The 24,338-nt window shown below is 68.1% G+C and carries 23 protein-coding genes; 10 read left to right on the top strand and 13 right to left on the bottom strand.

Annotated elements, in window-relative coordinates:
- Positions 1–26: 26 nt before the first annotated feature.
- On the bottom strand, positions 27–872 hold the full coding sequence (locus ACFX59_RS03960) for an SDR family oxidoreductase (RefSeq protein WP_387429871.1): 846 nt from the start codon (positions 870–872) through the stop codon (positions 27–29).
- Between the two features lie 22 nt (positions 873–894).
- Positions 895–1,680, bottom strand: coding sequence for a DODA-type extradiol aromatic ring-opening family dioxygenase (locus ACFX59_RS03955; RefSeq protein ID WP_387429868.1), 786 nt, complete (start codon positions 1,678–1,680; stop codon positions 895–897).
- 89 nt (positions 1,681–1,769) lie between these two features.
- On the opposite strand from ACFX59_RS03955, the gene ACFX59_RS03950 reads away from it, so the two are divergent.
- On the top strand, positions 1,770–2,678 hold the full coding sequence (locus ACFX59_RS03950; protein WP_387429865.1) for a LysR family transcriptional regulator: 909 nt from the start codon (positions 1,770–1,772) through the stop codon (positions 2,676–2,678).
- Between the two features lie 6 nt (positions 2,679–2,684).
- Here ACFX59_RS03950 and ACFX59_RS03945 read toward each other — a convergent pair whose 3' ends face one another.
- Positions 2,685–5,021 carry an EAL domain-containing protein gene (locus tag ACFX59_RS03945; RefSeq protein WP_387429862.1) on the bottom strand — a complete coding sequence of 779 codons (2,337 nt, stop codon included), beginning with the start codon at positions 5,019–5,021 and terminating at the stop codon, positions 2,685–2,687.
- 185 nt (positions 5,022–5,206) lie between these two features.
- Complete coding sequence (locus ACFX59_RS03940; protein ID WP_309698701.1) at positions 5,207–5,587, bottom strand: helix-turn-helix domain-containing protein; 381 nt, start codon at positions 5,585–5,587, stop codon at positions 5,207–5,209.
- Between the two features lie 92 nt (positions 5,588–5,679).
- On the opposite strand from ACFX59_RS03940, the gene ACFX59_RS03935 reads away from it, so the two are divergent.
- Both ACFX59_RS03935 and ACFX59_RS03930 read left to right on the top strand, forming a co-directional pair.
- On the top strand, positions 5,680–6,741 hold the full coding sequence (locus ACFX59_RS03935) for an SDR family oxidoreductase (RefSeq protein WP_387429858.1): 1,062 nt from the start codon (positions 5,680–5,682) through the stop codon (positions 6,739–6,741).
- Positions 6,742–6,817: 76 nt separating this feature from the next.
- Entirely contained in the window at positions 6,818–7,756 is a 939-nt protein-coding gene (locus ACFX59_RS03930; RefSeq protein WP_309693523.1) for a LysR family transcriptional regulator, read from the top strand.
- Here ACFX59_RS03930 and ACFX59_RS03925 read toward each other — a convergent pair.
- Complete coding sequence (locus ACFX59_RS03925) at positions 7,664–8,935, bottom strand: cation:dicarboxylate symporter family transporter (protein ID WP_387429854.1); 1,272 nt, start codon at positions 8,933–8,935, stop codon at positions 7,664–7,666. The genes ACFX59_RS03930 and ACFX59_RS03925 overlap by 93 nt on opposite strands.
- Before the next feature lie 199 nt (positions 8,936–9,134).
- Here ACFX59_RS03925 and ACFX59_RS03920 point away from each other — a divergent pair, with 199 nt between their 5' ends.
- From ACFX59_RS03920 to ACFX59_RS03905, 4 genes are all read left to right on the top strand, one after another.
- Positions 9,135–9,947, top strand: coding sequence for a substrate-binding domain-containing protein (locus ACFX59_RS03920; RefSeq protein ID WP_387429852.1), 813 nt, complete (start codon positions 9,135–9,137; stop codon positions 9,945–9,947).
- On the top strand, positions 9,944–11,284 hold the full coding sequence (locus ACFX59_RS03915) for an MFS transporter (protein WP_387429849.1): 1,341 nt from the start codon (positions 9,944–9,946) through the stop codon (positions 11,282–11,284). The genes ACFX59_RS03920 and ACFX59_RS03915 overlap by 4 nt, the downstream gene beginning before the upstream one ends.
- 104 nt (positions 11,285–11,388) lie before the next feature.
- Complete coding sequence (locus ACFX59_RS03910) at positions 11,389–12,954, top strand: OprO/OprP family phosphate-selective porin (RefSeq protein ID WP_387429846.1); 1,566 nt, start codon at positions 11,389–11,391, stop codon at positions 12,952–12,954.
- Positions 12,955–13,034: 80 nt separating this feature from the next.
- Entirely contained in the window at positions 13,035–13,634 is a 600-nt protein-coding gene (locus ACFX59_RS03905) for a phosphatase PAP2 family protein (RefSeq protein WP_387429843.1), read from the top strand.
- 58 nt (positions 13,635–13,692) lie between these two features.
- Here the strand turns inward: ACFX59_RS03905 and ACFX59_RS03900 are convergent, their stop codons facing one another.
- The 3 genes from ACFX59_RS03900 to ACFX59_RS03890 form a co-directional block, all read right to left on the bottom strand.
- Positions 13,693–14,061 (bottom strand): DUF4440 domain-containing protein, encoded by a 369-nt coding sequence (locus ACFX59_RS03900; RefSeq protein ID WP_387429840.1) that lies wholly within the window; start codon positions 14,059–14,061, stop codon positions 13,693–13,695.
- 52 nt (positions 14,062–14,113) lie between these two features.
- On the bottom strand, positions 14,114–14,278 hold the full coding sequence (locus tag ACFX59_RS03895; protein ID WP_387429837.1) for a hypothetical protein: 165 nt from the start codon (positions 14,276–14,278) through the stop codon (positions 14,114–14,116).
- A 123-nt stretch (positions 14,279–14,401) separates the two neighbouring features.
- A complete protein-coding gene (locus ACFX59_RS03890) occupies positions 14,402–14,647 on the bottom strand; it encodes a hypothetical protein (RefSeq protein ID WP_387429835.1) in 246 nt (81 codons plus the stop codon).
- A 114-nt stretch (positions 14,648–14,761) separates the two neighbouring features.
- Here ACFX59_RS03890 and ACFX59_RS03885 point away from each other — a divergent pair, with 114 nt between their 5' ends.
- Both ACFX59_RS03885 and ACFX59_RS03880 read left to right on the top strand, forming a co-directional pair.
- Positions 14,762–15,160 carry a hypothetical protein gene (locus ACFX59_RS03885; protein WP_387429832.1) on the top strand — a complete coding sequence of 133 codons (399 nt, stop codon included), beginning with the start codon at positions 14,762–14,764 and terminating at the stop codon, positions 15,158–15,160.
- Positions 15,157–15,423, top strand: coding sequence for a hypothetical protein (locus ACFX59_RS03880; protein WP_387429829.1), 267 nt, complete (start codon positions 15,157–15,159; stop codon positions 15,421–15,423). The genes ACFX59_RS03885 and ACFX59_RS03880 overlap by 4 nt, the downstream gene beginning before the upstream one ends.
- A 557-nt stretch (positions 15,424–15,980) precedes the next feature.
- Here the strand turns inward: ACFX59_RS03880 and ACFX59_RS03875 are convergent.
- From ACFX59_RS03875 to ACFX59_RS03865, 3 genes are read right to left on the bottom strand one after another with little or no spacing between them, the layout of a single operon-like run.
- Positions 15,981–17,501: an efflux transporter outer membrane subunit gene (locus ACFX59_RS03875; RefSeq protein WP_387429827.1), complete on the bottom strand. Its 1,521-nt coding sequence runs from the start codon at positions 17,499–17,501 to the stop codon at positions 15,981–15,983.
- A 3-nt stretch (positions 17,502–17,504) separates the two neighbouring features.
- Entirely contained in the window at positions 17,505–20,708 is a 3,204-nt protein-coding gene (locus ACFX59_RS03870) for an efflux RND transporter permease subunit (protein WP_354296539.1), read from the bottom strand.
- Positions 20,709–20,714: 6 nt separating this feature from the next.
- The gene (locus ACFX59_RS03865) at positions 20,715–21,911 is read right to left on the bottom strand and encodes an efflux RND transporter periplasmic adaptor subunit (RefSeq protein WP_307103829.1); all 1,197 of its coding nucleotides are present in this window, start codon (positions 21,909–21,911) and stop codon (positions 20,715–20,717) included.
- Positions 21,912–22,012: 101 nt separating this feature from the next.
- Here ACFX59_RS03865 and ACFX59_RS03860 point away from each other — a divergent pair, with 101 nt between their 5' ends.
- Positions 22,013–22,606 carry a TetR/AcrR family transcriptional regulator gene (locus ACFX59_RS03860; protein ID WP_307103827.1) on the top strand — a complete coding sequence of 198 codons (594 nt, stop codon included), beginning with the start codon at positions 22,013–22,015 and terminating at the stop codon, positions 22,604–22,606.
- 39 nt (positions 22,607–22,645) lie between these two features.
- Here the strand turns inward: ACFX59_RS03860 and ACFX59_RS03855 are convergent, their stop codons facing one another.
- Both ACFX59_RS03855 and ACFX59_RS03850 read right to left on the bottom strand, forming a co-directional pair.
- Positions 22,646–23,452: a transporter gene (locus ACFX59_RS03855; RefSeq protein WP_387429821.1), complete on the bottom strand. Its 807-nt coding sequence runs from the start codon at positions 23,450–23,452 to the stop codon at positions 22,646–22,648.
- 535 nt (positions 23,453–23,987) lie between these two features.
- Positions 23,988–24,338 (bottom strand): hypothetical protein, encoded by a 351-nt coding sequence (locus ACFX59_RS03850; protein ID WP_387429818.1) that lies wholly within the window; start codon positions 24,336–24,338, stop codon positions 23,988–23,990.

The following is a 24,338-nucleotide window of genomic DNA, read 5'->3' as shown; positions in this document are numbered from 1 at the left end:
TGTGCACGACGCCCCGGCAGGGAAGGTCAGGCGATGGCGGCTTTCACCGTCTCGGCCAGCGGGGTGGTCGGGCGGCCGATCAGGCGCGACAGCTGGCGCCCGTCATCGAACAGCGCGCCTTGCGAGGCGGCGACATCCCACCCCGCGATCGCGTGCGCCAGTCCTTCGGGCAGTCCAAAGCCGGTCAGCGCGGCGGCATAATCGGCGGCGGGCATGTCCCGGTACGCGATATCCCGGCGGGTCTGGTGCGAGAGTTCCGCCGCCAGGTCCGGCAAGGTCCAGGCGGTGTCGCCCGCCAGTTCATAGGTCCGGCCCGCCTGCGCCGCATCGGTCAGCACGATGGCCGCCGCCTCGGCATAATCGGCACGCGCGGCGGAGGAGATCTTCGCGTCGCCCGCGCTGCCGATCAGCGCCCCGGCCGCCAGCGTGCCGGGGAGCGAGCCGGTGTAATTCTCGCTATACCAGCCGTTGCGCAGGATCGTCGCGGGGATGCCCGCCTCGGCCAGCGCGGCCTCGGTCGCCAGATGCTCGGCCGCCAGGTCGAGCGGCGAGCGGTCGGCGTGGAGAAGGCTGGTATAGACGATCCGCCCCACCCCGGCCTGGACCGCCGCCGCGATCACGGCGCGATGCTGCGCCACCCGCTGACCCACCTCGCTCGACGAGATCAGCAGCAGCGTGTCGACACCCGCGAGCGCCGGGGCGAGCCGGTCGGCCTGCGCATAGTCGAAGGCCCGCGCCTCCACGCCCAGATCGGCGGCCTTGTCGGGAGAGCGGGCGAGCGCGACGATCGGCTCGGCGGTGCCGATGGCCTTCAGGTGCCGGATGACGAGGCGGCCGAGCTGGCCGGTGGCGCCGGTAACGGCAATGGTCATGACATTCGCTCCTTGTGCGTGATCAATGGAATCGGAAGGCGGAGATCGCCGCACCCGCGACAGTCTCCGAATAGATGCGCTCGCCCGCGCCCTCGGCCGCCCCGGCGGCGACCATCAGCGGCAGGAGATGCTCGGCCTGGGGATGGGCCAGCCGTGCGGCCGGGGCGGTTTCCCAGCGGATCAGCGCCTCGGCCCGCGCCGCGCCGGTTTGCGTCGCCGCATGGGTCAGCCAGGCGTCGAAGGCCGCACTCGGCTCGGCGGCGCGCGGGCTGCCGAACAGGCGCAGATTGTGAAAGCTCATGCCCGACGCCAGGATCAGCACGCCCTCGTCGCGCAAGGCCGCCAGCGCCCGGCCCGCCGCGACATGCCGTTCGGGATCGAGCCCGCGATCCACCGACATCACGACGACCGGAATCTCCGCCTCGGGCCACGCCACCTTCATCGGTACGAAGACGCCGTGATCGAGGCCACGGCTCGGATCGACCGAAGCGACCAGCCCCGCCTCGCGCAGCAACGTGGCAGCCCGTGCCGCCACCGCCGGAGCACCCGGCGCGTCGTAGCGCAGCGCATAGGTGTGCGCCGGAAAACCATAATAGTCATAGATCAGCGCGGGCCGCTCGGCGCCGGTGAAGGCGAAGCCGTCGGTCTCCCAATGCCCCGACACGACCAACACCGCGCGCGGCCGCTCGGGCAACGTGCCCGGCAATGCCCGCAGGAACGCGCCCATCCCGGTCCAGATGCCGCGCGGGTCGTCCATGAAGAAGCAGGGACCGCCGCCATGGGGAATGAAGAGGCTGGGTTGACGCATGGGACATCCTTTCGCCGACCGATATGGAATGGCCCCGCATCCGTGATAATCGACGTTCTGATAGAATGACCTTCAACCAGGAGTATCAAATGGCGGACCGACTGACCGGCATGGAGGTGTTCGTCCGCGCGATCCGGCTGGGCGGACTGTCCGCCGCCGGGCGGGCGATGGGCATGTCGCCGACCATGGCGGCACGGCATCTCGACGCGCTGGAGGCGCGGCTCGGCACCCTGCTGGTCCAGCGTTCGACGCGGCGGCTGGCGCTGACCGATGCGGGGGCGGCCTATCTCGACCGCGCCGAGCGGGTGCTGGCCGAAATCGCCGAAGCCGATGCCGATGCCTCGGCCCAATCGCGCGCGGTCGAGGGGCTGCTCCGCGTCAGCGCGCCCGCGACCTTCGGCGTGATGCATGTCGCCGGGCTGGCCGCCGAATTCCATCGTCGCCATCCCGGCGTCACGATCGAGCTGGGGCTGGACGACCGCTATGTCGACCTGCTGGAGGAGCGATGGGACATGGCGATCCGCATCGGTCGGCTGAGCGACAGTGCGCTGGTCGCGCGCCGCCTGGCGCCCGTCCGCCTCGCCATCTGCGCCGCCCCCGCCTATCTGGCCGAACGGGGCCTGCCGCGCACCCTGGACGATCTGCGCGACCATGACTGCCTGGGCTATACGCTGATGTCCCAGCCGGGCGCGACGATGTGGGGCTTTGGCCGCGACGGCAGCCGCCTGGTGCCCGTCCGGGGATCGCTGCACGCCAATAACGGCGAGGCGCTGGTCCGCGCGGCGATCGCGGGACAGGGACTGGTCTATGGCCCCCGTTTCATCGCCGCCGACGCGATCCGCCGGGGCGAACTGGTCGAGGTGACGCTCGATGCCGATTACATGGCGCTGGGCGCGGTCCATTCGGTGACGCACAGCCGCCGCCGCCTGTCCGCCCGCGTCCGCGCCTGGATCGACTTCCTGGTCGAGCGCATACCCGGCATGGCGCAGGACTGGTGATCCGCGCTAGGCGGCGTGTCCGGCGGCCTCCGCCCGTCCGTCCGTGACGATCAGGCCGGGACGGCCCAGCAAATAGCCTTGCGCTTCGTTGCACCCCTCGGCCCGGAGGAAGTCGAGCTGCGAGGCGGTTTCCACGCCTTCGGCCAGGATCGGGATCGACAGGCTTTCGCCCAGCGCCAGCACCGCGCGGATGATCGCCGCCGATTGCGGGGCGAAGTCCAGTTCGCTCATGAACGAGCGGTCGAGCTTGATCTTGTCGAAGGGAAAGGACCGCAGCGTCGACAGCGACGAATAGCCGGTGCCGAAATCGTCCATCGCGATCGACACGCCGAGCGCCTTCAACTGGCGCAGGACATGCGTGGTCCGCTCGGGGTCGGCGATCATCGCGGACTCGGTGATCTCCAGTTCCAGCCGCGCGGGCGACATACCGGTTTCGATCAGGATCTGATGGACCAGCCGGGGCAGGTCGACATGGCCGAGCTGGACCGGCGACAGGTTCACCGCGATCTTCCAGGGGACCGGCCAGGCCGCCGCCTCCCGGCAGGCGCGCCGCAGGACCCATTCGCCGATCGGCAGGATCAGCCCGGTCTGCTCGGCGATCGCGATGAACTCGAACGGCGATACGCTGGTGCCGTCGGGCTTGGTCCAGCGCAGCAGCGCCTCATAGCCGGTGGTCTCGCCCGTCTCGACCGAGGCCTGGACCTGCCAGTGGATCGCGAATTGTTCCTGGTCCAGCGCGTCGCGCAGCTCGGTGGCGATGCGCCGACGGGCCCGGACCGCCTGATCCATATCCTCTTCGTAAAAGCAGAAGTCGGTCGCGATGCTCGACTTGGCGCGGTACATGGCCAGATCGGCATTGTTGATCAGCGCCGATATCTCGTCGGCGTCCTGCGGCCACAGCGCGACGCCCACGCTCATGCCGCAGCTCAGCGACGAGCGGTCATAGTCGACCGGCCGGGTGATGGCGCCGCGCAGGCGGTCGATCAGGTCGATCGCATCCTCATGATCCTCGATGGGGGTCAGCGCCACAAACTCGTCCCCGCCCAGCCGGGCCAGGAACTCACCGGGGCGCGCCATCTGCTTCATCCGCGTCCCGATGGTGGTCAGCAGATGGTCGCCCGCCGCATGGCCGTGCGTGTCGTTGACGTCCTTGAACCGGTCGAGATCGATCGACAGCAGCGCCAGGCGGCGTCCCGGTCCGTCGGCCGCGGTCTGACGATGCGACCATTCCAGGAACGAGGCGCGGTTGGGCAGGCCGGTCAGGCCGTCGTTGCGCGCCAGATGCGCGATGCGCCGCTCCTGCGCCAGCCGCTGGCGCACGTCGCGAAGCGCATAGATCATGTACGAGCTGCCATGGTCGCGGTCGACCCGCAAGGCGATCTCGATCGGTATGGCGGAGCCGTCGGCGGCCTCGATATTGCGCTGGGTCAGCACGCCCGGCTGGATCGATGCGATGTCCGAGACCCAGCGGCCGAGCGACTGGCCCGGCACCTCGCCGCCGTCGATGCCCAGCAGATCGGCGAATGCGTGGTTCGCCTCGATGATGACGCCGTCGCTCTCGACGATCATGGCATCGACGCTGCCCTCCATCACCTGTTCCAGCCGACGCTGCGAGGCGACACGGGCCGATATGTCGAGGACATAGGTGGCAAAGCCGGTGCCGAGCACCAGCATCCCCACCACCGCGACCGCCCAGGCCATGATCATCGTCGCGCCCTGGCTGTCGGGCTGGCCGAGCCCCGGTTCGACCGGGACGATCGCCAGCGCCGCCATGCCGGTGAAGTGGAGCAGGACGATGCTCGTCACCATCAGCGTGGTCGCGGGCCACAGCGTGTCCCGCTTGCCCGTCGACAGCGCGCGGCCGAACGCCAGCGCGCCGAACAGGACCGAGAACAGGACCGAGGCCGCCACATAGGCGCTCGACCATGACACCAGCCCGCGCGCGGCGAAGGCCGTCATGCCGGTATAGTGCATGGCGGTGACCGCCAGTCCGAACAGCGCACCGCCCAGCATCGGCGCGAAGGCCCCGCGCCGCACCGCCACGTCCAGCGCGATCGAGCTGCCGACGATCGCGATCAGCAGCGACACTCCGGTCAGCAACGGGTCGTAGACCACCGTCACGCCCGGCTGATAGGCGATCATGGCGATGAAATGGGTGCACCAGATCGTCGCGCCGGTGGATACGCCCCCCATGAACGTCCAGGCCAGCCGGGTGCCGGGGTCGGCGGCGCGCAGACGCTGAAGGAGCCTTATCGTGATCGCCGAGCCGGTCAGGCAGAATATCGCGGCGAGCAACACCAGTCGCAGATCATGATCATGCGTCAGACAGGTCAGAAAGCGCATCGGTCCCTCCAGGACGCACGCGCTATAATCATATGTTAAATTTGGCTACAAATTTAGAGGTTAACATGCCTGGTTAACGGCACATGCGGCCCGGCCAACCGGCTGGGTCACCACGATATTGCGTTGGATCGACGCAGGCCCCTCCCCATCAGGCGAGGCGTGCCGCGATCCCATGTCCCCATGGTCTAGGCGCGGCGGGAATGCGGGCGCGGCGCCAGCTGGTCCAGCGCGTCGGCATTGTCGCGCCCCCAGCCATAGAGGAGTTCGACCGGCTCAACGAAGCGTCGGCCGAGATCGGTCAGGCGATATTCGACCTCGGGCGGCATGGCGCTGCGCACATGGCGGCTGATGAGGCCGCTTCCCTCCATGTCGCGCACCGTCTGGGTCAGCATCTTCTTCGAGATGCCCGGCAGGCTGCGCTGGAGCACCCCGGTGCGGGCGACGCCGCCATGACGCGCGTGCAGCGTGTGGAGCACCATGCTGGTCCATTTGGTGGCGAACAGCTCCAGCACGCGGCGGGGCGCGCAATCCTCGCGCCATTCCTCGTCGGGTGTTCCGGGCTGCATATGGTTACCTTTCCGTGCCTGGGGGCCCAGATGGTGCCGTCTGGAAGCCGCGCAAGGCCATGCCTAGCTGGGGCAGCGACAAGGAGGCGTGGATGACGAAGACGGCATTGGTAGTAGGCGCAAGCGGGATCGTCGGCGGTGCGACCGCGACGCTGCTCGTGGAACGGGGCTGGACGGTCTATGGTCTCGCACGGCGTCCCGTGGCGCAACCGGGCGTGGCGCCGGTCGCGGCCGACCTGCAGGATGCGGAGGCGACCGCCGCCGCGCTGCGCGACGTGAACCCCGATGCGGTGTTCATCACGACATGGCTGCGCCAGGACAGCGAGGCGGAGAATATCCGGGTCAATGCGGCAATGGTCCGCAACCTTCTGTCCGGCCTCGCCAGACCGACCGGCCCGCGCCACGTCGCGCTGGTCACCGGGCTGAAACATTATCTCGGCCCGTTCGAGGCCTATGGGAAGGGCACACTGCCCCAGACTCCGTTTCGCGAGGAGCAGGGTCGGCTCGACGTCGAGAATTTCTATTATGCCCAGGAGGACGAGGTCTTCGCGGCGGCCGCGCGCGACGGCTTCACCTGGAGCGTCCATCGGCCGCACACCGTGATCGGGCGCGCGGTCGGCAATGCGATGAACATGGGCACGACGCTGGCTGTCTATGCGACGCTGTGCCGCGAGACGGGGCGGCCGATGGTCTTTCCCGGATCGGCGGCGCAATGGTCGGGGCTGACCGACATGACCGATGCGGGGCAGCTGGCGCGTCACCTGCTCTGGGCGACCGAGACCGAGGCGGCGCACGACCAGGCGTTCAACGTGGTGAACGGCGACGTCTTTCGCTGGCAATGGATGTGGAGCCGCATCGCCGACTGGTTCGGGGTCGAGGCCGCCCCGTTCGACGGCACCGTCCGGCCGCTGGAGCAGCAGATGGCCAACTCCGCCGAGACATGGCGCGACATCGCCGAACGCGAGAAGCTGGTCGAGGCGGACATCGCGCGGCTCGCCTCGCCCTGGCATAGCGACGCCGATCTCGGCCGCCCGATCGAGGTGGTGACGGATATGAGCAAGAGCCGACGGCTGGGCTTCACCTGTTATCAGCCGACCGACGACGCCTTCTTCGCGCTCTTCGCCCAGCTGCGCCGCGAGCGGCTGATCCCGTGAGGAGGGACGGCGGGGGCGGAGGCAGGGGCGCGGGGGCCGACTGGCCTAGTCGCCGCCGCCCCTGCTATCGTCGGCCATGGCCTCTCTGAATTTCGAGCTTCTGGACATAAGGGTGTTCGTGGCGATCGCGGACGGCAGGAGCTTCCTGCATGCCGCCCGCCAGCTGAACCTGTCGCAACCCGCGATCAGCCGCCGGGTCCAGAAGCTGGAGGCCACCATCGGCACCCCCCTGCTGGAGCGGACCACGCGGACGGTCCGCCTGACCCCGGCGGGGCAGGAGATCGTGCCGCTGCTCCGTCGGCTTCTGGGCGAGCTGGACGAATCGATGCTCGGCATGATGGCGCTGGGCGAGCGGCAGGCGGGGCGGCTGACCGTCGCCAGCATCCCCAGCGCGACGGTGCGGTTCCTGCCTGACGTGCTGGAGGCGCTGGGCCGCGACTATCGCAATGTGCGGGTGCGCGTGCTCGACCTGACCGCCACCGAATGCGCCGAGGCGGTACGGACCGGCGAGGCGGAGTTCGCCATTACCCTGCCCGTCTCGGCGGACAGCGACCTGACCTATGAGCCGCTGACCGACGACCCTTATGGGCTGGTCTGTCGCGCCGACGATCCGCTGGCCGAACTCGTCGATCCGGCGTGGAGCGACCTGGCCGGGCTGCGGCTGGTCACGGTGCATCCGGGCAGCGGCAACCGCACCGCGCTCGACGCCGGGCTGGCCCGCGCGGGGATCGAGCTGCGCTGGTTCTATGAGGTGACGCGGCTCACCTCGGCGCTGGCGCTGGTGCAGGCGGGGCTGGGCCCCTCGGTCCTGCCCCGCCTGGCGTGCGAGGGGCCGGATGCGCGCGACCTGTTGTGGCGGCCGTTGCGCGGGGCGACGGTGACGCGCACCATCGGCGTGCTGCGGCGCGGCTCCGCCACCCTGTCACCCGCCGCCGGTCGGCTGATGGGGCTGCTCACCGACGCCTGGGCCAATCGGCAGGCCCAGCCGCGCCCCGCCCCAGCGCGCGACGAGTAGCGACGCCGAGACATTGGCGGTGGCGCTGGTCAGCGCGCGGAGTTCGGACAGGAAGCGGTCGACCGCGATCAGCATGGCCGCCGCCCCGACCGGAATATCGGGCAACAGCGACAGGGTAAGGAGCAGGGCCGAAAAGCCGCTGCCCGTCACCCCCGCCGCCGCCTTCGACGTGACCAGCATGACGCCCAGATAGACCGCCACTCGCGTCGGGGTCAGCGCGATCCCCAGCGCCTCGCCCAGGAACAGCGTCGCGACGACCAGATAGACCGCCGTCCCCGCCAGGTTGAGCGAATAGCCCAGCGGCACGGTCAGGCCCGCCACGCTGCGCGGGCAGCCCAGCGCTTCCAGCTTCTGGATCAGGCGCGGCAACACCACCTCGGTCGAGGAGGTGCCGAGGACGATCAGGATCTCGTCGCGGAACACCCGCAGCAACGCGCCGCCGCCCAGGCCGGTGGTCAGCCATACCATCACCGCCAGCCCGGCGATCAACAGGGCGCAGGCCAGCGCCAGCGTCGCGACCAGCAGCCCCAGCGAGCCGATGAAGCCGACACCATACGTCCCGACCGTGTACGCGATCGCGCCGAACGCCCCCACCGGCGCGGCGCGGATCAGAAAGCCGAAGATCGCGAATTGCAGCCGGGTCAACGCCTCGACCGCGCGGACGATCGGCGCGCCCGCCTCGCCGATGCGCAGCAAGCCGAAACCGACCAGCCCGGCGACGAACAGCACGGGCAGGACGTCCCCGGCGGTAAAGGCGGAAAACAGCGTGTCGGGCACGATGCGGACCAGGAAATCTCCCGCCCCCGTGATATGGTGCCCGGCCAGCTGGCGCTCCACCTCGGCCATCGCCTCGCCATAAGGCGGCAGCGGCAGGCCGCGTCCCGGCTGCATCAGCGCCGCGACGCCCAATCCGATGGCGAGCGCGGCGACCGTGATGCCTAGAAAGACGATCAGGCTGCGCAGCACCGTAGCACCGGTGTCGCGCGCGGCGCCGTGCCGCACGATCCCCTCGACGATGGTGCAGAACAGCACCGGCGGCACCATCATCCGCATCGCCTTGACGAAGGCGATGCCCAGCGGCCCCAGATCGCGCCCGAAGGCCGGGGCCAGGACGCCGATCACGGTCCCCGCAAATATGCCGATCAGCATCTGGACATAGAGGTGCCGCAAGGCGCGCAAGGTCGACCCACTCCCGATATATGCGCAAAACGCATCAAGCGGACCGATCATTGCATTTGATCGAAGCACCGCTCCTGATGCCTAGTGCCGGGTAAGGCATGATGGCTCAAGCCTCTGCCGCGCAACAAGAACCCGCAACCGAGCGGGCCCGACCGAGAGAGGTATGATGAAAGCGCCATTTGCAAGGTTAGGAACCGTGATGCCCCGGCGCGGCGCGCTGGGCCTCGCGCTGCTGCTGGGCCTGGGCACGCTGGGCCAGCCCGCCGCCGCGCGCGAGACCAAAGCCGCCACGGTCCGCGAACTCCATGTCGTGACCTCGGGAGGCTTCACCGCCGCCTTCCAGGCGCTGGCGGCGAAATATGAGCGCGACACCGGCGTCCATATCGTCACCGAGCACGGCCCCTCGATGGGCGACACGCCCCAGGCGATCCCCAACCGGCTGGCGCGGCACGAGGATGCCGATGTCGTGATCCTCGCGCGCAGCGGGCTCGACAAGCTGGCGCAGGCCGGGACCGTGACCAGCGGGACCGTCACCGACCTGGGCCTGTCCCGGATCGCGATGGCGGTGAAGGCGGGCGCCCCCGCCCCCGACATCGCCACCCCCGACGCGCTGCGCGCGACCCTGGTCCACGCCAGATCGGTCGCCTGGTCGGACAGCGCCTCGGGCGTGTATATCCAGTCGACGCTGCTCGACCGGCTGGGCGTCGCCGATCAGGTCCGGCCGAAGGGCCGGATGATCCCCGCCACCCCGGTCGGCCGGATCGTCGCCGAGGGCCAGGCCGAGATCGGCTTTCAGCAGCTGAGCGAATTGAAGCCGGTCAAGGGCATCCGCATCGTCGGCCTGATCCCCGAATCGCTGCAAAAGGTGACGCCCTTCTCCGCCGGGGTCGTCGCCTATTCGCCGCATCAGGCGGAGGCGCGCGCGCTGATCGCCTATCTCGCCTCCCCCAAAGCCTATCCGATCATCCGCGAAAGCGGATTGGAACCCGCGTCGCAAAAGGCCAATCCATGACCTCCGCCTCCACCCACGCATCCCTCCCCTTCCCCGCCGCCGCCCCCGCTGCGGCCGAGCCGATATCGCCCGAGCGTCGCCGTTCGGCATTCAAGTCGATCTTCATCGTTGCCAGCGGCAACTTCCTGGAGATGTTCGACTTCATGGTGTTCGGCTATTACGCCACCTATATCTCCAAGGCGTTCTTCCCCACGGGCAGCGACTTCGCCTCGCTGATGCTGACGCTGATGACCTTCGGCGCGGGCTTTCTGATGCGGCCGGTCGGCGCGCTGGTGCTGGGCGCCTATATAGACCGGCATGGGCGTCGCCAGGGCCTGCTCCTGACGCTGGGCCTGATGGCGCTCGGCACGCTCGCCATCGCGATCACCCCCACCTATGCGCAGATCGGCGTGGCCGCCCCGGTCATCATCCTGATCGGCCGACTGGTCCAGGGCCTGTCGGCGGGCGTCGAGGTCGGCGGCGTGTCGGTCTATCTCAACGAGATCGCGCCGCCGAACCGCAAGGGCTTCTTCTGTTCGTGGCAGTCGGCCAGCCAGCAGGCGGCGGTGGTCTTCGCCGCGCTGATCGGCCTGATCGTGTCGACCAGCCTCGATCCCGTCACGATGCAGGCCTGGGGCTGGCGCATTCCGTTCATCATCGGCTGCGTGATGATCCCCTTCCTGTTCGTCATCCGCCGCCACATGGAGGAGACCGAGGTCTTCCTGAAGCGCAAGGAGCATCCGCCGCTGTCGCAGATCATGCGGACCATCGGCGGCAACTGGGGCGTGGTGCTGCAGGGGGCACTGATGGCGGTGATGACGACCGTCTTCTTCTACATGATCACCGCCTATACCCCGACCTTCGGCAACAAGGTGCTGTCGCTGACGCCGGGGGCCGCGCTGTTCGTCACGGCGTGCGTCGGCGTGACCAACTTCGTCCTGCTCCCCGTCATGGGCGCGCTGTCCGACCGGATCGGGCGCAAGCCCTTGCTGATCACCGCGACGCTGCTCGGCGCGCTGCTCGCCTATCCGCTGATGGGCTGGCTGGTCGCCGCGCCCAGCTTCGGGCGGCTGCTGACGGTCGAGTTGCTGCTCGCGGCCATCTATGCCACCTATAACGGCGCGTTCATCGTCTATCTGACCGAGGCGATCCCGGCGCATGTCCGCACCGTCGGCTTCAGCCTGGCCTATAGCCTGGCCACCGCGATCTTCGGCGGCTTCACCCCCGCGATCAGCACCGCGCTGATCGGCGCGACTGGCGACAAGGCGATCCCCGGCGCGTGGTGCGCCGCCGCCGCGCTGCTCTCGATGCTCGCCCTGCTGATCGGATCGCGCCTGAGCCGCCGCACCGCCCCCTGAACCCCTCGGCCGCCGCACGCCCCCCGGCGGCGCGGCGGCCCCCGTTCGCGATCATCGAGGCGGCGGCCACGGAGCCTCTCGCCCACCCCGAGAGGATGTCCGTCATGCACCGAGCCGCCATGCTCGCCATGGGCCTGTGCGCGCCCGTGCCCGTCGCCGCGCAGGCCGCCCCCGCGCAAGCCCCCGACGCCCCGGCGCAAGCCACAGACAATGTCGCCCGCCTGACCCGCCTGGTCGAGCAGCAACAGGCGCAGATCGCGCGGCTGGAGGCCCGGCTGGCCGCGATCGAGGCCCAGGAGCCCAGGGCGGTCGCCGCCGCAGCCAACCCGGCGCCGGGCCCCGCGCCTCTGGGTCAGCCCCTGCCCTCCGACGCCCATCCGGCCGCGCCGCCGCAACTCGCCTCGCCATCGCCGCCCCGACCCCAGATCCGCCAGCCCGCGCCGCTGGGCCAGTCGCTCCCCTCCGACGCGCATCCCCCCTCACTCGACGCACGGCTGGCGCGGATCGAGCAGGCGCAGAAACAGGGGGTCCAGGTCGACTGGTCGAAGGGGACGCCCGAATTCACCAGCGCCGACGGCAAATTCTCGTTCCGCCCGCGCGGCCGTATCCTGGTGGACGCGGCCACCACCGGCGGCAGCAGCCTGCCCGCGCGCAACGTCACCGGGACCACCGCCCGCTCGCTGCGCGTCGGTTTCGAGGGATCGATCGGCCGCCACTTGTCCTATCTGCTGGAGGGGGATTTCGCCGACAATGACGTGGCGATCAAATCCGCCTATCTCGCCTGGACGACGCGCTTCCTGGGCCAGCAGACCGAATTCGCGCTGGGCAACCGCCTGAACGATCGCGGGCTGGACGGGTCGAGCGGCACCATCTCCGTCCCCTTTCTGGAGCGCAACTTCGTCGGCCAGGGGATCATCCCGGTGCGCGGCTTCTTCGGGCTGGGCGCGGCGGCGCGCGTCTATGGCGATGGCTGGCATGTCGGGGTCCAGCTGTCGGGCGACGACATCAATAATCCGGGAACCGAGAGCGACGGCCTGACCATCGGCGCGCGGGCGCACTGGAACCCGGTCAAGACCGCCGACTGGCTGGTCCATCTGGGCGCCTGGGGCTTTCGCGAGCGCATCGCCGCCGATGCCAGCCGCCCGACGCGCAGCATCGCGGTCGGCGGCTTCTTCAACGACAATCTGCGGATCGCGCCGGGCACCTTCACCGGCGCGCGGTCGGGCATCGGCTATGGCCTGGAACTGGGGACGTTCCACAAATCGCTCTGGGCTTATGGCGAATATGGCCGACGGCGGATCGAAAGCCGCACGGGCACCGCGACCGACCAGTCGGCCTGGGCGGTGCAGGCGGGATGGTTCCTGACCGGCGAGACCCCGCCCTATCTGACGCGCGGCGGCGTATGGAGCCGCCCCAAGGTGCTGCGCCCCTTCACCTCGGGCGGGCGCGGCGCGATCGAGCTGGCCACCCGCTATGAGGAACTGGATTACAGCGACAACCCCACTGCCGGGCGCGGCACCGCGCTGACGCTGGGGGTCAACTGGTATCTCAACAATTTCGTCCGGCTCCAGCTGAACGCGATCGACTGGACGGTCGCCAATCCGGCGCAGAATGCCGGGGCGTCGGATCACGGACGAACCCTGATCGGGCGGGCGCAGATCGCCTTCTGACCATTCCCGGCGTTGCTCGCCCATCGGCCCGATCGGCGGGCATGCGGAGCCAAAGGACTGATCCATGTGTTGGATCGACCATGGGCGCGAAACACGAAGTCACGGCGGTCGAACAGGCCGACCGCCGGATCACGACGAAGGTCAACGGCAAGCGTGATGCGTGGCCCATGCGGGTGATCGGCACGGCCAGCGAGATCGGGGATCAGCCGCAGATGCGGACGATCTGCGCCGCGACGGTCCTGCTGGGTCTCGCCCGGCGCGACCGGCACCTCGCCGAGACCGGGCTCCGGATGCTGGCCGCCCACACCATCGCCACCTGGGGCAAGAGCGGGATCAAGGCCGTGATCGACCGGAGGCGCCCGAAGGACGGCGACGACCCTCGGCTATGTCCCGGCGACAGCGACCGTCACGAGGAAAATTCCTTTCCCTCCGGTCACAGCGCAGGCGCGGTGGCGGTCGGCGAGGCGCTGGCGCGGGCCTATCCCGACCATGCGGTCGGCGCGCGTGGCACGGCCTTGTCGGTGGCCGTCGTGCAGGTGCCGCGCGGCACGCATTATGCCGGGGATGTCGTCGCCGGGATCGCCATCGGCCTGATCGCCGAGCGGGCGAGCGACGCCGCAATCGGTCTGGCGCGACGATGGCTTGCGGCCGATCCGGACCGGCCACCTATCCGGGAATGACGGCGGGACCCGTCCGATCGCAGGAGCGAACCCGCGATCGGACGGGCCGGTATCGCCGTTACGCGTCGGCCAGCGGCTTGTTCAGTTTCGGGGTCTGCTGGTGCTGAACGACGCGCCAGACCTCATGTTCGAGCCGCCGGATGACCGAGGTGCAATAGGCCTCATAGGCTTCGTCGCCCCGGCTGGCCGCGACGTGATAGCCGATGACGATCAATCCCTCCTGCGGACGCGACACCTGCCGCTCGGTCAGCTCGGCGCTGTCCCAGACGGGCGTGTCCGCCACCGCCGACACCGCCGCCTCGCCAGCCAGCACGAAGGGCGGCCGGGGCAGCACCATCACGACCTCGGCATCGACCTTTTCCCGGTAATTGTCCGGGCCCTGGGTCCACAGGCTTTCCTCGAAGCTCCAGAGGCGTTCATCATCCATGTTGGGGACTCCCGATTGTAAAGCAAAGGGCACGTGCGCCGGACAGCTTCGGTCAGGCGAAGTCACCGAGCGCGGCGGCCTCGTCATCCGTGCGGTCCGGCAACGGTTTCTCGTCCGGTGGAGTCCGGTCCGGACGAACGGGCGATCCGTCCTCCCCCGCCTTCTCGACGGGCGGGACGGCATGCGGCGCAGGCGAGGATTGGGGGTGATCGGACATGACGGCTCCACGGACGCGGCCGACATGATCCCGTCGGCCCCGTCACAGAACGCCCCCGCACGCTATCGGAGCCGTCCGCCAATCAGGAAAATCGCCGGGGAGCCGCCGCCCCGGGCCGGGCCGTCAGCTTTTCGCCGTCACCGGCACCGAAACCCGCGCGGTCGCGGCCGGACCATGCTCCACCGGCGACGGGTCCGACCCGATATGCCGCATGGCGTAGAGACGCCGCAGGATGAGCGCCAGATCGTCTTCGGTCAGTTCGGACGCCGGATCGATCAGCACGCCTGCGGGCAAGCCCTCCACCCATGCCGCCAGGCGGTTGCACGCTGCGCCGAGATCGGCATCGGAGCTGTCGTCGAAAGCGGCCATGCGATCAGCCTAATCCTTTCACCGCCGCCCGCAAGCATCATCGCCCCGGACCGTCCGGAACGACCCTTGCCGGTGTTCGTCTGTATCCTGTCCCTTTTAGTCGAGGCAGCGAGCGTGACCAGCACCAGACCGGCCCGGCGCGTCGTCGTCGCCGACGCCGACGCCTCCAGCGGCGACGGAGGCCGGGGACGCGATGTCGTGACCACGCCGGACGGCCGCTACATCGTCGTACGAGGCCGGTTGTGGCGAAAGGCCAACCCCGCTCTGGCCCCCGACGAGCGGCAGGCGCTGGTCGACGCGCTGATGCACGCCCGGCGCGCGATACGGGCGGCGATGGCGCAGGAGGACGAGGCCGGGCTCCGCCACGCACGGGCGCAGGTCCAGGCCGCCAAGGTCGCGCTGGGCGAGCGCGGGCCGGTATGGTGGGACGATGGGACGCCCGATCTCAACCGCCACCTGATCCGCAACACCGGCTATGCCGAATGGTATGCCGAAGGGGCGCCGCAGCGATGAACGTCTTCCTGGATTTCGAGGCATCCTCGCTCTCGGACAAGAGCCACCCGATCGAAGTGGCCTGGGTGTTCGAGGACGGCCGTTCGCAAAGCCATCTGATCGCGCCCGCGCCGGGCTGGACCGACTGGAACGCCGCCGCCGAGCGGATCCATGGCTTGTCGCGCGAGACGCTGGTCCGCGACGGCGCGGCGCATGATTTCGTCGCGCGGCAGATGGTCGAGCAGTTGTCCGGCCATGCGCTGTTCGCCAGCGCACCGTCCTGAGACGGCAAATGGCTGAGCGCGCTGCTGCGCGCGGCGGGCTTCCCCCGCCACACGCTGCGCCTGCAGGACACCGACATCGCCCTGCGCGATGCGGCGATCCGGATCCTGCGCGACAGCGTGCCCCCCGATCGACTCGAGGCGCAGGTCAAGCACCTCGTCGCATGGGCCAACGCGACCAAGGACACCACACCCGCCCACCGCGCCCTTGCCGACGCGGTCGAGGAACGGGCGATCTGGCAAAGGGTGCAGGAGCGAGCGCAGGCGATTGTGGCGGCATCGCCCCGCGCGCCAATTCTTCCCCTTGCGGGAGAGGAATGAAGACACCGCCCTTCCCTCGCCCCTCGCAGAGGGGAGAGGGTTGCGCAGACTTGGCCTTTGCGAGAGCAAAGGCTTAGTCGGAGCTGGGTGAGGGGTGGCGCTCGCTCTGCGAGCGCGCGAGCCTTTGGGCTCGCTCCACCCCTCACCCAAGCTGCGCTAGCCAGCAGGCTGGCAAGCTTCGCTAACCCTCTCCCCTTTCCAGGGGAGAGGGAAGAAGCAGTGCCGAACGGCAATCCGCCTTAATTCAGCCCGCCGCCCAGCGAGCGATACAGTTCTACCATGTTGCTCGCCCGGTTGAGGCGCGTGGTGACGAGCAGCTGCTGCGCCGAATAGGCGGTACGCTGGGAATCGAGCGTCGTCAGGAAGGATTCGACCCCCGTCCGGTAACGCGCGTCCGAAATCCTCAGCGCGACATTGGCCGCCTCCACGCGGGCGGTCTGCGCCGCGATCTGTTCGTCGATGGTGCCGCGCTGCGCCAGGGCATCCGCCACCTCGCGAAAGGCGGTCTGGACGGTTTTCTCATAGGTCGAGACGGCGGCCTGTTGCTGCGCCCGCGCGACGTCCAGATTGCCGCGGAGCCGTCCCCCGTCGAACAGCGGCAGCGAGACCGACGGTGCGCCCGTATAGGTGAAGCTGCCCCCCGCGAAGAGACCGCTGAGCGCGGTGCTGATCGTGCCCAACGTCGCGGTCAGCGAGATGCGGGGGAACATCGCCGCGCGCGCCGCGCCGATATTGGCGTTTTGCGCGATCAACTGATGCTCGGCCTGCAACACGTCGGGGCGGCGCAGCAATATGTCCGACGACAGGCCGGTGGGCAGCACCTGCAACGCCGCGTTCGCATCGCCCAGCCCCTGCGGCAGCAGCTCACCGGCCACGGGCGCGCCGACCAGCAGGTCGAGCGCGTTCTTGTCCTGCGCCACCCGCGTCTTGAGCACCGCGATGTCATTGCGCGCGCCCTGATAGGTCGTCTCGGCCTGCCGCGCCTCCAGCTCCGAGGCGACGCCGATACGGAATTGCGCCCGCGTCAGTTCCAGCGACTGCTCGAAGGATTTCAGCGACTCCTGCGAGATGCGCAGCTGATCCTGATCCGACGCATAGGTCAGCCAAGCCGTCGCGATCTCGGCGATCAGGCTGATGCGTGTCGAGCGCTGGGCTTCCTCGGTCGCGAAATACTGTTCCAGCGCCGCCCGGTTGAGGTTGCGGACACGACCGAACAGATCGAGTTCGAAGGCGGAGAAACCGGCATTGACCGAATAGAATTCCAGGTTGGACGAGGATGTCCCCACCCCGGCGCCCAGTCCGGTGCCGCCGGAACCCGCGCCGGTTCCGGTACCCGTGCCCGTGCCTGACCCTGTGCCCGTGCCGGTTCCACCACCGGCCGCCCCGCCCAGCGCGCCCGAGGCGCCCTGGATGTTGTTGGTATAGGTCCCCGAGGCGGACAGGGTCGTCGACGGCACCAGATCGGCACGCTGGACGCGATATTGCGCCCTGGCCTGGAGCACGTTGGCGGCGGCGATCCGCAGGTCGCGATTATTCTCCAGCCCCAGCGCGATGGTCCGGCGCAGCCGGTCGTCGGTGAAGAAGTCCCGCCACCCGATCCGGGTGACGTCGGGCGCGTCGGATGCCGCCGCCGGATAGATGCCGTCCTGGGGGAGCGTCGCCGGGACGGCTCCCACGGGGCGCACATATTTGGGGGCGAGATTGCACCCGGCCAGCGTCGTGGCCGCCAGCAGGGCCAGCGCGAATTTGGAATGGATCACGATTCAAACTCCCTGCGGCACGGTCGGCGGGTTCTGCTCGCCATCATGGGGCCTGCCGCCTTCGTGCGGCTGCGCATCGCCCGGCGGCATTTCGCCCTTCTTGCGATCGAACAGCCGCATGACGACGACGAAGAACATCGGCACGAAGAAGATCGCCAGGACCGTCGCCGACAGCATGCCGCCGACCACCGCGCGACCGATGGCGTTCTGACCACCCGCGCCCGCGCCGTCGGCGATCGCCAGCGGGAACACGCCGAAGATGAAGGCCAGGCTGGTCATCAGGATCGGACGCAGGCGCAGCTTAGCGGCTTCGATCGCCGCGTCGAACGCATTCAGCCCCTCCCGCATCTTCTCCTCGGCGAACTCCACGATCAGGATCGCGTTCTTCGCCGACACGCCGATCGTGGTGATCAGGCCGACCTGCAGATAGATGTCGTTGTTCAGGCCGGTGATCAGCGCGGCCAGCAGCGCACCGACCACGCCCAGCGGCACGACCAGCATGACCGAGATCGGCACCGACCAGCTTTCATACAGCGCGGCAAGGCACAGGAAGACGATCAACAGCGACAGCCCGTAGAGCGCAGGCGCCTGGCCGCCGGACAACTGCTCCTCATAGCTGAGGCCCGTCCAGTCGAGCCGGGTGCCCGGCGGCAGCTTGGCCTGCATCTCCTCCATCGCCTTGATCGCGGCGCCCGACGACACGCCCGGCGCGGCCTGGCCCAGGATTTCCATCGAGGGCTGGCCGTTATAGCGGGTGAGCTGCATCGGCCCCTGATGCCATGCGACGGTGGAGAAGGCGGTGAACGGCGCCATCGTACCCGTGGCCCCGCGCACATAGAGGTCGCCGATATCCTCGGGCGCCATGCGATAGGCGGAATCGGCCTGGATATAGACGCGCTTCACGCGGCCCCGGTCGATGAAGTCGTTCACATAGGCACCACCCCAGGCCGTGGCGATCGTGTTGTTGACGGTCGACAGGTCGAGACCCAGCGCGCCCGCCTTGTCCTGGTCGACATTGACCTTGAGCTGCGGCGCATCGTCGAGCGCGTTGGGGCGCACGCCGACCAGCAGCTTGTTCTGCGACGCCATGCCCAGCAGCTGGTTGCGCGCCGCCAGCAGTCGCTCATGGCCGATCCCCCCTTCGTCAACGAGCTGCATGTCGAAGCCGGTGGCATTGCCCAGTTCCTGGACCGCAGGCGGGATGACCGCGAAGATCAGGCCGTCGCTGTAACGCGAGAAGGCCCCCATCGCACGGCCAATGATCGCCTGCGCCTTGTTCTCGGCGCCGGGGCGGTCCTTCCATTCCTTCATCGGGATGAAGGCGATGCCGCTATTCTGGCCCTGTCCCGCAAAGCTGAACCCGTTGATCGTGTAGACACCGCGAATAGCGCTGCCCGCATCGCTCAGGAAATGGTCGCGAACAAGGTCGAGCCCCTTCTGGGTCCGGGCGCTGGTCGCCCCCGGAGGCCCCTGGACCAACGCGATCATCACGCCCTGATCCTCGTCGGGAAGGAAGCCGCTCGGCAACCGCATGAAGAGGAAAGCCATGCCCGCGACGATCAGTGCATAGGCGATCAGCGAACGTCCCCAGCGCCGCGCGGTCGAGCGTGCGCCCTTTTCATAGCGATCGCGACCCCGGTCGAACCGGTCGTTGAACCAGCGGAAGAACCGCGCCAGCGGGCCGTTCCCCTGCCCCTTGTTCGGGTCGTGCGGCTTCAGGATCGTGGCGCACAGCGCGGGCGTCAGGATCAGCGCGACCGCGACCGACAGCGCCATCGCCGACACGATCGTGATCGAGAACTGGCGATAGATCACGCCCGTCGATCCGCCGAAGAACGCCATCGGCAGGAACACGGCGGACAGCACCGCCGCGATGCCGATCAGCGCGCCGGTGATCTCGTCCATCGACTTTCGCGCCGCCTCCTTGGGCGACAGATGCTCGGTGGTGATCAGGCGTTCGACATTCTCGACGACGACGATCGCGTCGTCGACCAGCAGGCCGATGGCCAGCACCATGCCGAACAGGGTCAGCGTGTTGATCGAATAGCCGAACGCCGCCAGCACCCCGAACGTGCCCATCAGCACGACCGGCACCGCGATCGTCGGGATCAGCGTGGCGCGGAAATTCTGGAGGAAGAGGAACATCACGAGGAAGACGAGCACGACCGCCTCGACCAGCGTCTCGATCACCTGCTCGATCGACAGCCGCACGAAGGGCGACGTGTCATAGGGGTAGATGACCTTGACGTCGGGCGGGAACTGCTTGGCCAGTTCGTTCACCCGCTCCTTGACCGCCGCGACGGTGTCGAGCGCATTGGCGCCGGGCGCCAGCTTGATGCCGATGCCCGACGCGGGCTTGCCGTTCCACTGCGACGAGAAGGCGTAGTTTTCCGCGCCGATCTCGACACGCGCGACGTCGCCCAGCCGGACGATCGAACCGTCGGTGTTGCTCTTCAGGCGGATCTTCGCAAACTGCTCAGGGGTGGTCAGCCGCGACGAGACCGACACGGTCGCGTTGAGCATCTGTTCCTTGGGCGCGGGCTGCGCACCGATCTGGCCCGCCGAGACCTGCGCGTTCTGCGCCGTAACCGCATTGGTCACGTCCGCCATGGTCAGCGCATAATTGTTCAGCTTGATCGGATCGACCCAGATGCGCATCGCATATTGCGATCCCAGGATCATCGTATCGCCGACGCCCGTGACGCGCGACAGCGGATCGGCGATCCGCGAGGCGACGATATCGGACAGGTCGTCCGCGTTGTGCTTGCCGTTTTCCGAATAGAGGCTGACAAACAGCAGGAAGTTCTGCGTCGCCTTGGCGACGATGATGCCCTGGCGCTGGACCTCCTGCGGCAGAAGCGGGGTCGCCGCCTGCAGCTTGTTCTGGACCTGCACCTGCGCGATGTCGGGATCGGTCCCCTGCTCGAAGGTCAGCGTGATCGTCACGCTGCCCGCCGAGGACGAGGAGGACGAGAAGTAGCGAAGGTGATCGATCCCCTTCATCTGCTGCTCGATGATCTGGGTGGTCGTGTTCTCCAGCGTCTGGGCGTCGGCGCCCGGATAATTGGCCGTGATCGACACCGCGGGCGGCGCGATCGCCGGGAACTGGGAGATGGGCAGCGTGCGCAGCGACAGGAAGCCGGCGATGACGACCATCACCGCCAGCACATAGGCGAAGATCGGGCGATCGATGAAATAGCGTGCCATGGCCGTTTACTTCGCCTGTGCCTGTGCCTGGCCCGCTGGCGACGGCGCGCCGGCGGGCTTGGCATTGGGATTCCATGGCTTGCCCTGGACGGGCATGCCCGGCCGCAGCAGCATGCCGCCTTCGACGATGATCTTGTCCCCGGCCTTCAGCCCGCTGTTGACCAGCCAGTTGTCGCCGATCGAGCGGCCGGTCTGGAGCGTCCGCACCTCGACCTTGTTGCCCGCGCCGATCACCATCACCGTCGCCTGCCCCTTTTCGTCGCGGCTGACGGCACGCTGCGGCACCAGGAAGGCGTTCGACCGCGTTCCCTCGACCAGCGACGCGCGCACGAACATGCCGGGCAGCAACAGGCCGTTGGGGTTGGGGAACAGCGCGCGGATCACCTGCGAGCCCGTCGTCGGGTCGACGGTGACGTCGGCGAAGCGCAGCGTGCCCTGGGGACCATATTCGCTGCCGTCCTCCAGCGTCAGCTTGACGCGGGCATTGCCGTCGCGGGTCAGCTGGCCGCTCATGATCTGCTGCCGCAGCTTCAGCAGTTCGGCGCTCGGCTCCTGGATATCGACATAGATCGGGTCGAGCCGCTGGATGGTGGCCAGCGCATTGGCCTGCGATGCGGACACCAGCGCGCCGGTGGTGAACACCGAACGGCCGATCCGCCCGGTGATCGGCGCCCGGATGGTGGTGCGGGCCAGGTCGATCTCCGCGGTGCGCAGCGCGGCCTGTTGCGCGGCGACATCGGCCTGCGCCTGCGCCGCGCTCGTCTGGGCGTTCTCGAACTCCTGGCGCGCGATCGCGTTGATCTTGACCAGCTCGCCATAGCGGCGGGCCAGCGCGGCGCTGGACGCGATCCCTGCGCGTGCACGGGTCAGCGCGGCGCGCGCGCTGGCCACCTGAGCCTGATAGGGCGCCGGATCGATACGGTAGAGCGGCTGGCCCTGACGGACCATGTCGCCCTCGACGAACAGCCTCTGGGTGATCAGGCCGTTGACCTGGGGACGGACATCCGAGGTTTCGAATGCGGTGGTTCGACCGGGCAATTCGGTCGTCAGGGTGACAGGCTGCTCGCTCGCCACCACATAACCGACCGGTGCCGGTCCCTGGGCAGCCTGCTGCTGCTGTTGCTTGCTACCGGCACCGCAAGCGGCCAGTGCGAGCAAGGCTCCGGATGCCAACACACGACCCATCAGCCGATTGGAGGACATATCATTTCCCGCTTGCTAAATTGTATGAGAGCGATCACTCACAAACGGTGTCGTTAGACCCGCCGGTCGAGTGCGTCAACATCCTTAAGAGAGGTCCCAACGTGTTGAATACCCAGTGCCCACCTCCCACCCGTGCCGAATTGCGCCGGCACAATATCAAGGAGGTGGCGCGTCGCCTGTTCGTCGAAAATGGCTTTCACGCCACGGGAATCGCCGCGATCGCCAAGGAATCGGGCGTCGCAGTTCAACAGCTGTACCGCGACTTTCCGTCGAAGGAGGACATCATCGCGGCCATCGTGGCAGCCGACTGCGAACGGTTCGCCGACCAGAAGACGCTGAACAGGGCGCTGGCGACGAAGGACCGCGACGGGATCATCGCGTGGCTGGTGGGGACACCGTCCCGCAAGGACGAAGCCGGAGACCGGCTGTTCCTCGAGATCGCGGCGGAAGCGGCGCGGAACGATCGGATCAAGGCCATCTTCCTCGATGTTCGCGAGCGCGCGTCGGAGAATATCAGCCGCGCCTTTGCGGGCCTGATGGGTAGCGACTCGGTCAAGAGCGAGCATTACACGCTGGCCCAGGCCTTCATGGTCATTTCGCTGGGCTCCGTCTGCGCCAGGACGCTCCATCAGGAGAATGTAAAGCCCGCCAGTGACAAGCTCATTGCGTGCCTGATCGATGGCGCGCGCCCCTGACATCGGCGCAGCACGGGCCACGGCCTTTGCCCGCGCCGCTCAAAAGAGGATCGCGCCGCCGGTTACGAGGCGCAAGCCCGGCGCGGCTTGGTTCAGGCCAGCCGATGCCAGAATGTCGAGCTGCACGACCTTGGTCGGGCGCCACGCGGCCGACAGGGCGGCCAGCGCCAGCGTCTCGTGCCCATCGGGTTCGTCGTCGCGCTCCAGCGACAGTTCCGCGGTCGCGGTGACCCGCTCGGTGAACTTGTAGCGCAGGCCCGCAATCTCGCTATAGGCCAAATGTCGTCCCATGCCGGACTGGTTCGCCGCGGCATCGGCCTCGGCCGTCACGGCGATCGCGACCTTCTTGGTCAGCTCATATTGGACGGGGACGATGATACCCGTCGACCAGCTGCCCGCACCGACCGGATAACGCCCCGTCGCGGCCGTCACGAACGCCTGCACGCCCGCCGAGAAGGGCTTTTGCTTGTCCCCCGCCAGATGCTGGCGGATCGCGAAGGTCACGTCGCCGGTGCCCGTGACGGTATCCACCGTGCCCGCCGCCTTGTCGCGTGTCCGATTCCGGCCATAGCCGACCCAGTCGAGCTGCACCTCGCTATTCTTCCCGATGCCCAGACGGGCCAGAAAGTCCGCCGTGACGATACGATCCTCGCGCTGATCCGCTTGGTCGTCACGCTGCCAGTCCAGCGCCGACAGCTCGACATGGATGCGCCCCGGCTCGGTCGTGCAGCTCGATCCGCCGAGGTTCGGCCTGGTGGGGCAGAAGCGCGGTTCGTCTTCGGCAAGGGCGGGAGCCCCCATCGTCAGGACCGCCGCACTCAGCGCCCAGCCTATCACCCTCACCATCGACGCCCCCGCTAACTATCTGATCGGAAAGCATTGCACCGGCTTAGCTATAGGTTGCAACGCCAAAGCCCTTCCGGGCGAGCGGCCGCGTCGCGCCCCACGGGATTTCCCGGCGGCTCGATGGCGGTCAGCCTCTGTCGCGCTGGCAAGGGTATCGTCGGCCAGTTGGCGAAAGCGTTCACGATCGGCCGATGAGAACCGGATCCGGAATGGCTATCGATGTGAGCGGTGATCCCCGGTTTCAACGCCTTGGTTGAAATCAGCGAGATATGGCGGAGAGGGAGGGACACTGAACATTTTCCTAAATTCGTTCATTGTCAATATATTGGGCGGTCGCACAGGAGGCCGATTGTAGGACTTTTTGTAGCAACACACCGCACCGACATTTGCGTATTCGGGCACTTCGCATGACAGCTGGCCTTCTGTCTTATCTACGATCCTCACACCGCCAGATCGAAAGCTGACAGGGGCAAAAGGTCGGGTTGCCGCCTTAACCTTATACGATGTTCACGGTGAGAATCGTTGATAGATCGGTCTACAGGCAGCCTCTAACGCGAGGAACGATGCCGCCCTTGCTTCCACCCCCGCCCCATAGCGTGACGTCAGTACCGCCTCCATTTCGGGGCGACAGTCTTGCAAGCGTGAACTGCGTTTTGACGTAGACTGAACCGCCAGCCGGGAAGGCCCCGGCGTTCATGTCATGATGCCAAAGCGCGCTGACGACACAGAGGGTCAGTTCATCCGGGGTTTTCGTCGAGGTGCCTGCCCAAAACGGCTGCTCCCGCATGATCGCGAGAAGCCCCTCTTTGTTCGGATCAATCGGCGGCGCGTCGTACTTCGAGGCAGACTGCGATGCCAACGCGGCGGCTAAGAGGATGGCAATCAT

Source organism: Sphingomonas sp. NCPPB 2930 (genome assembly GCF_042867205.1).
In the GTDB taxonomy this organism is placed as follows: Bacteria; Pseudomonadota; Alphaproteobacteria; order Sphingomonadales; family Sphingomonadaceae; genus Sphingomonas.
Note: the sequence above shows the minus strand (reverse complement) of the source record. Positions and strands in the feature narration are given on the sequence as shown.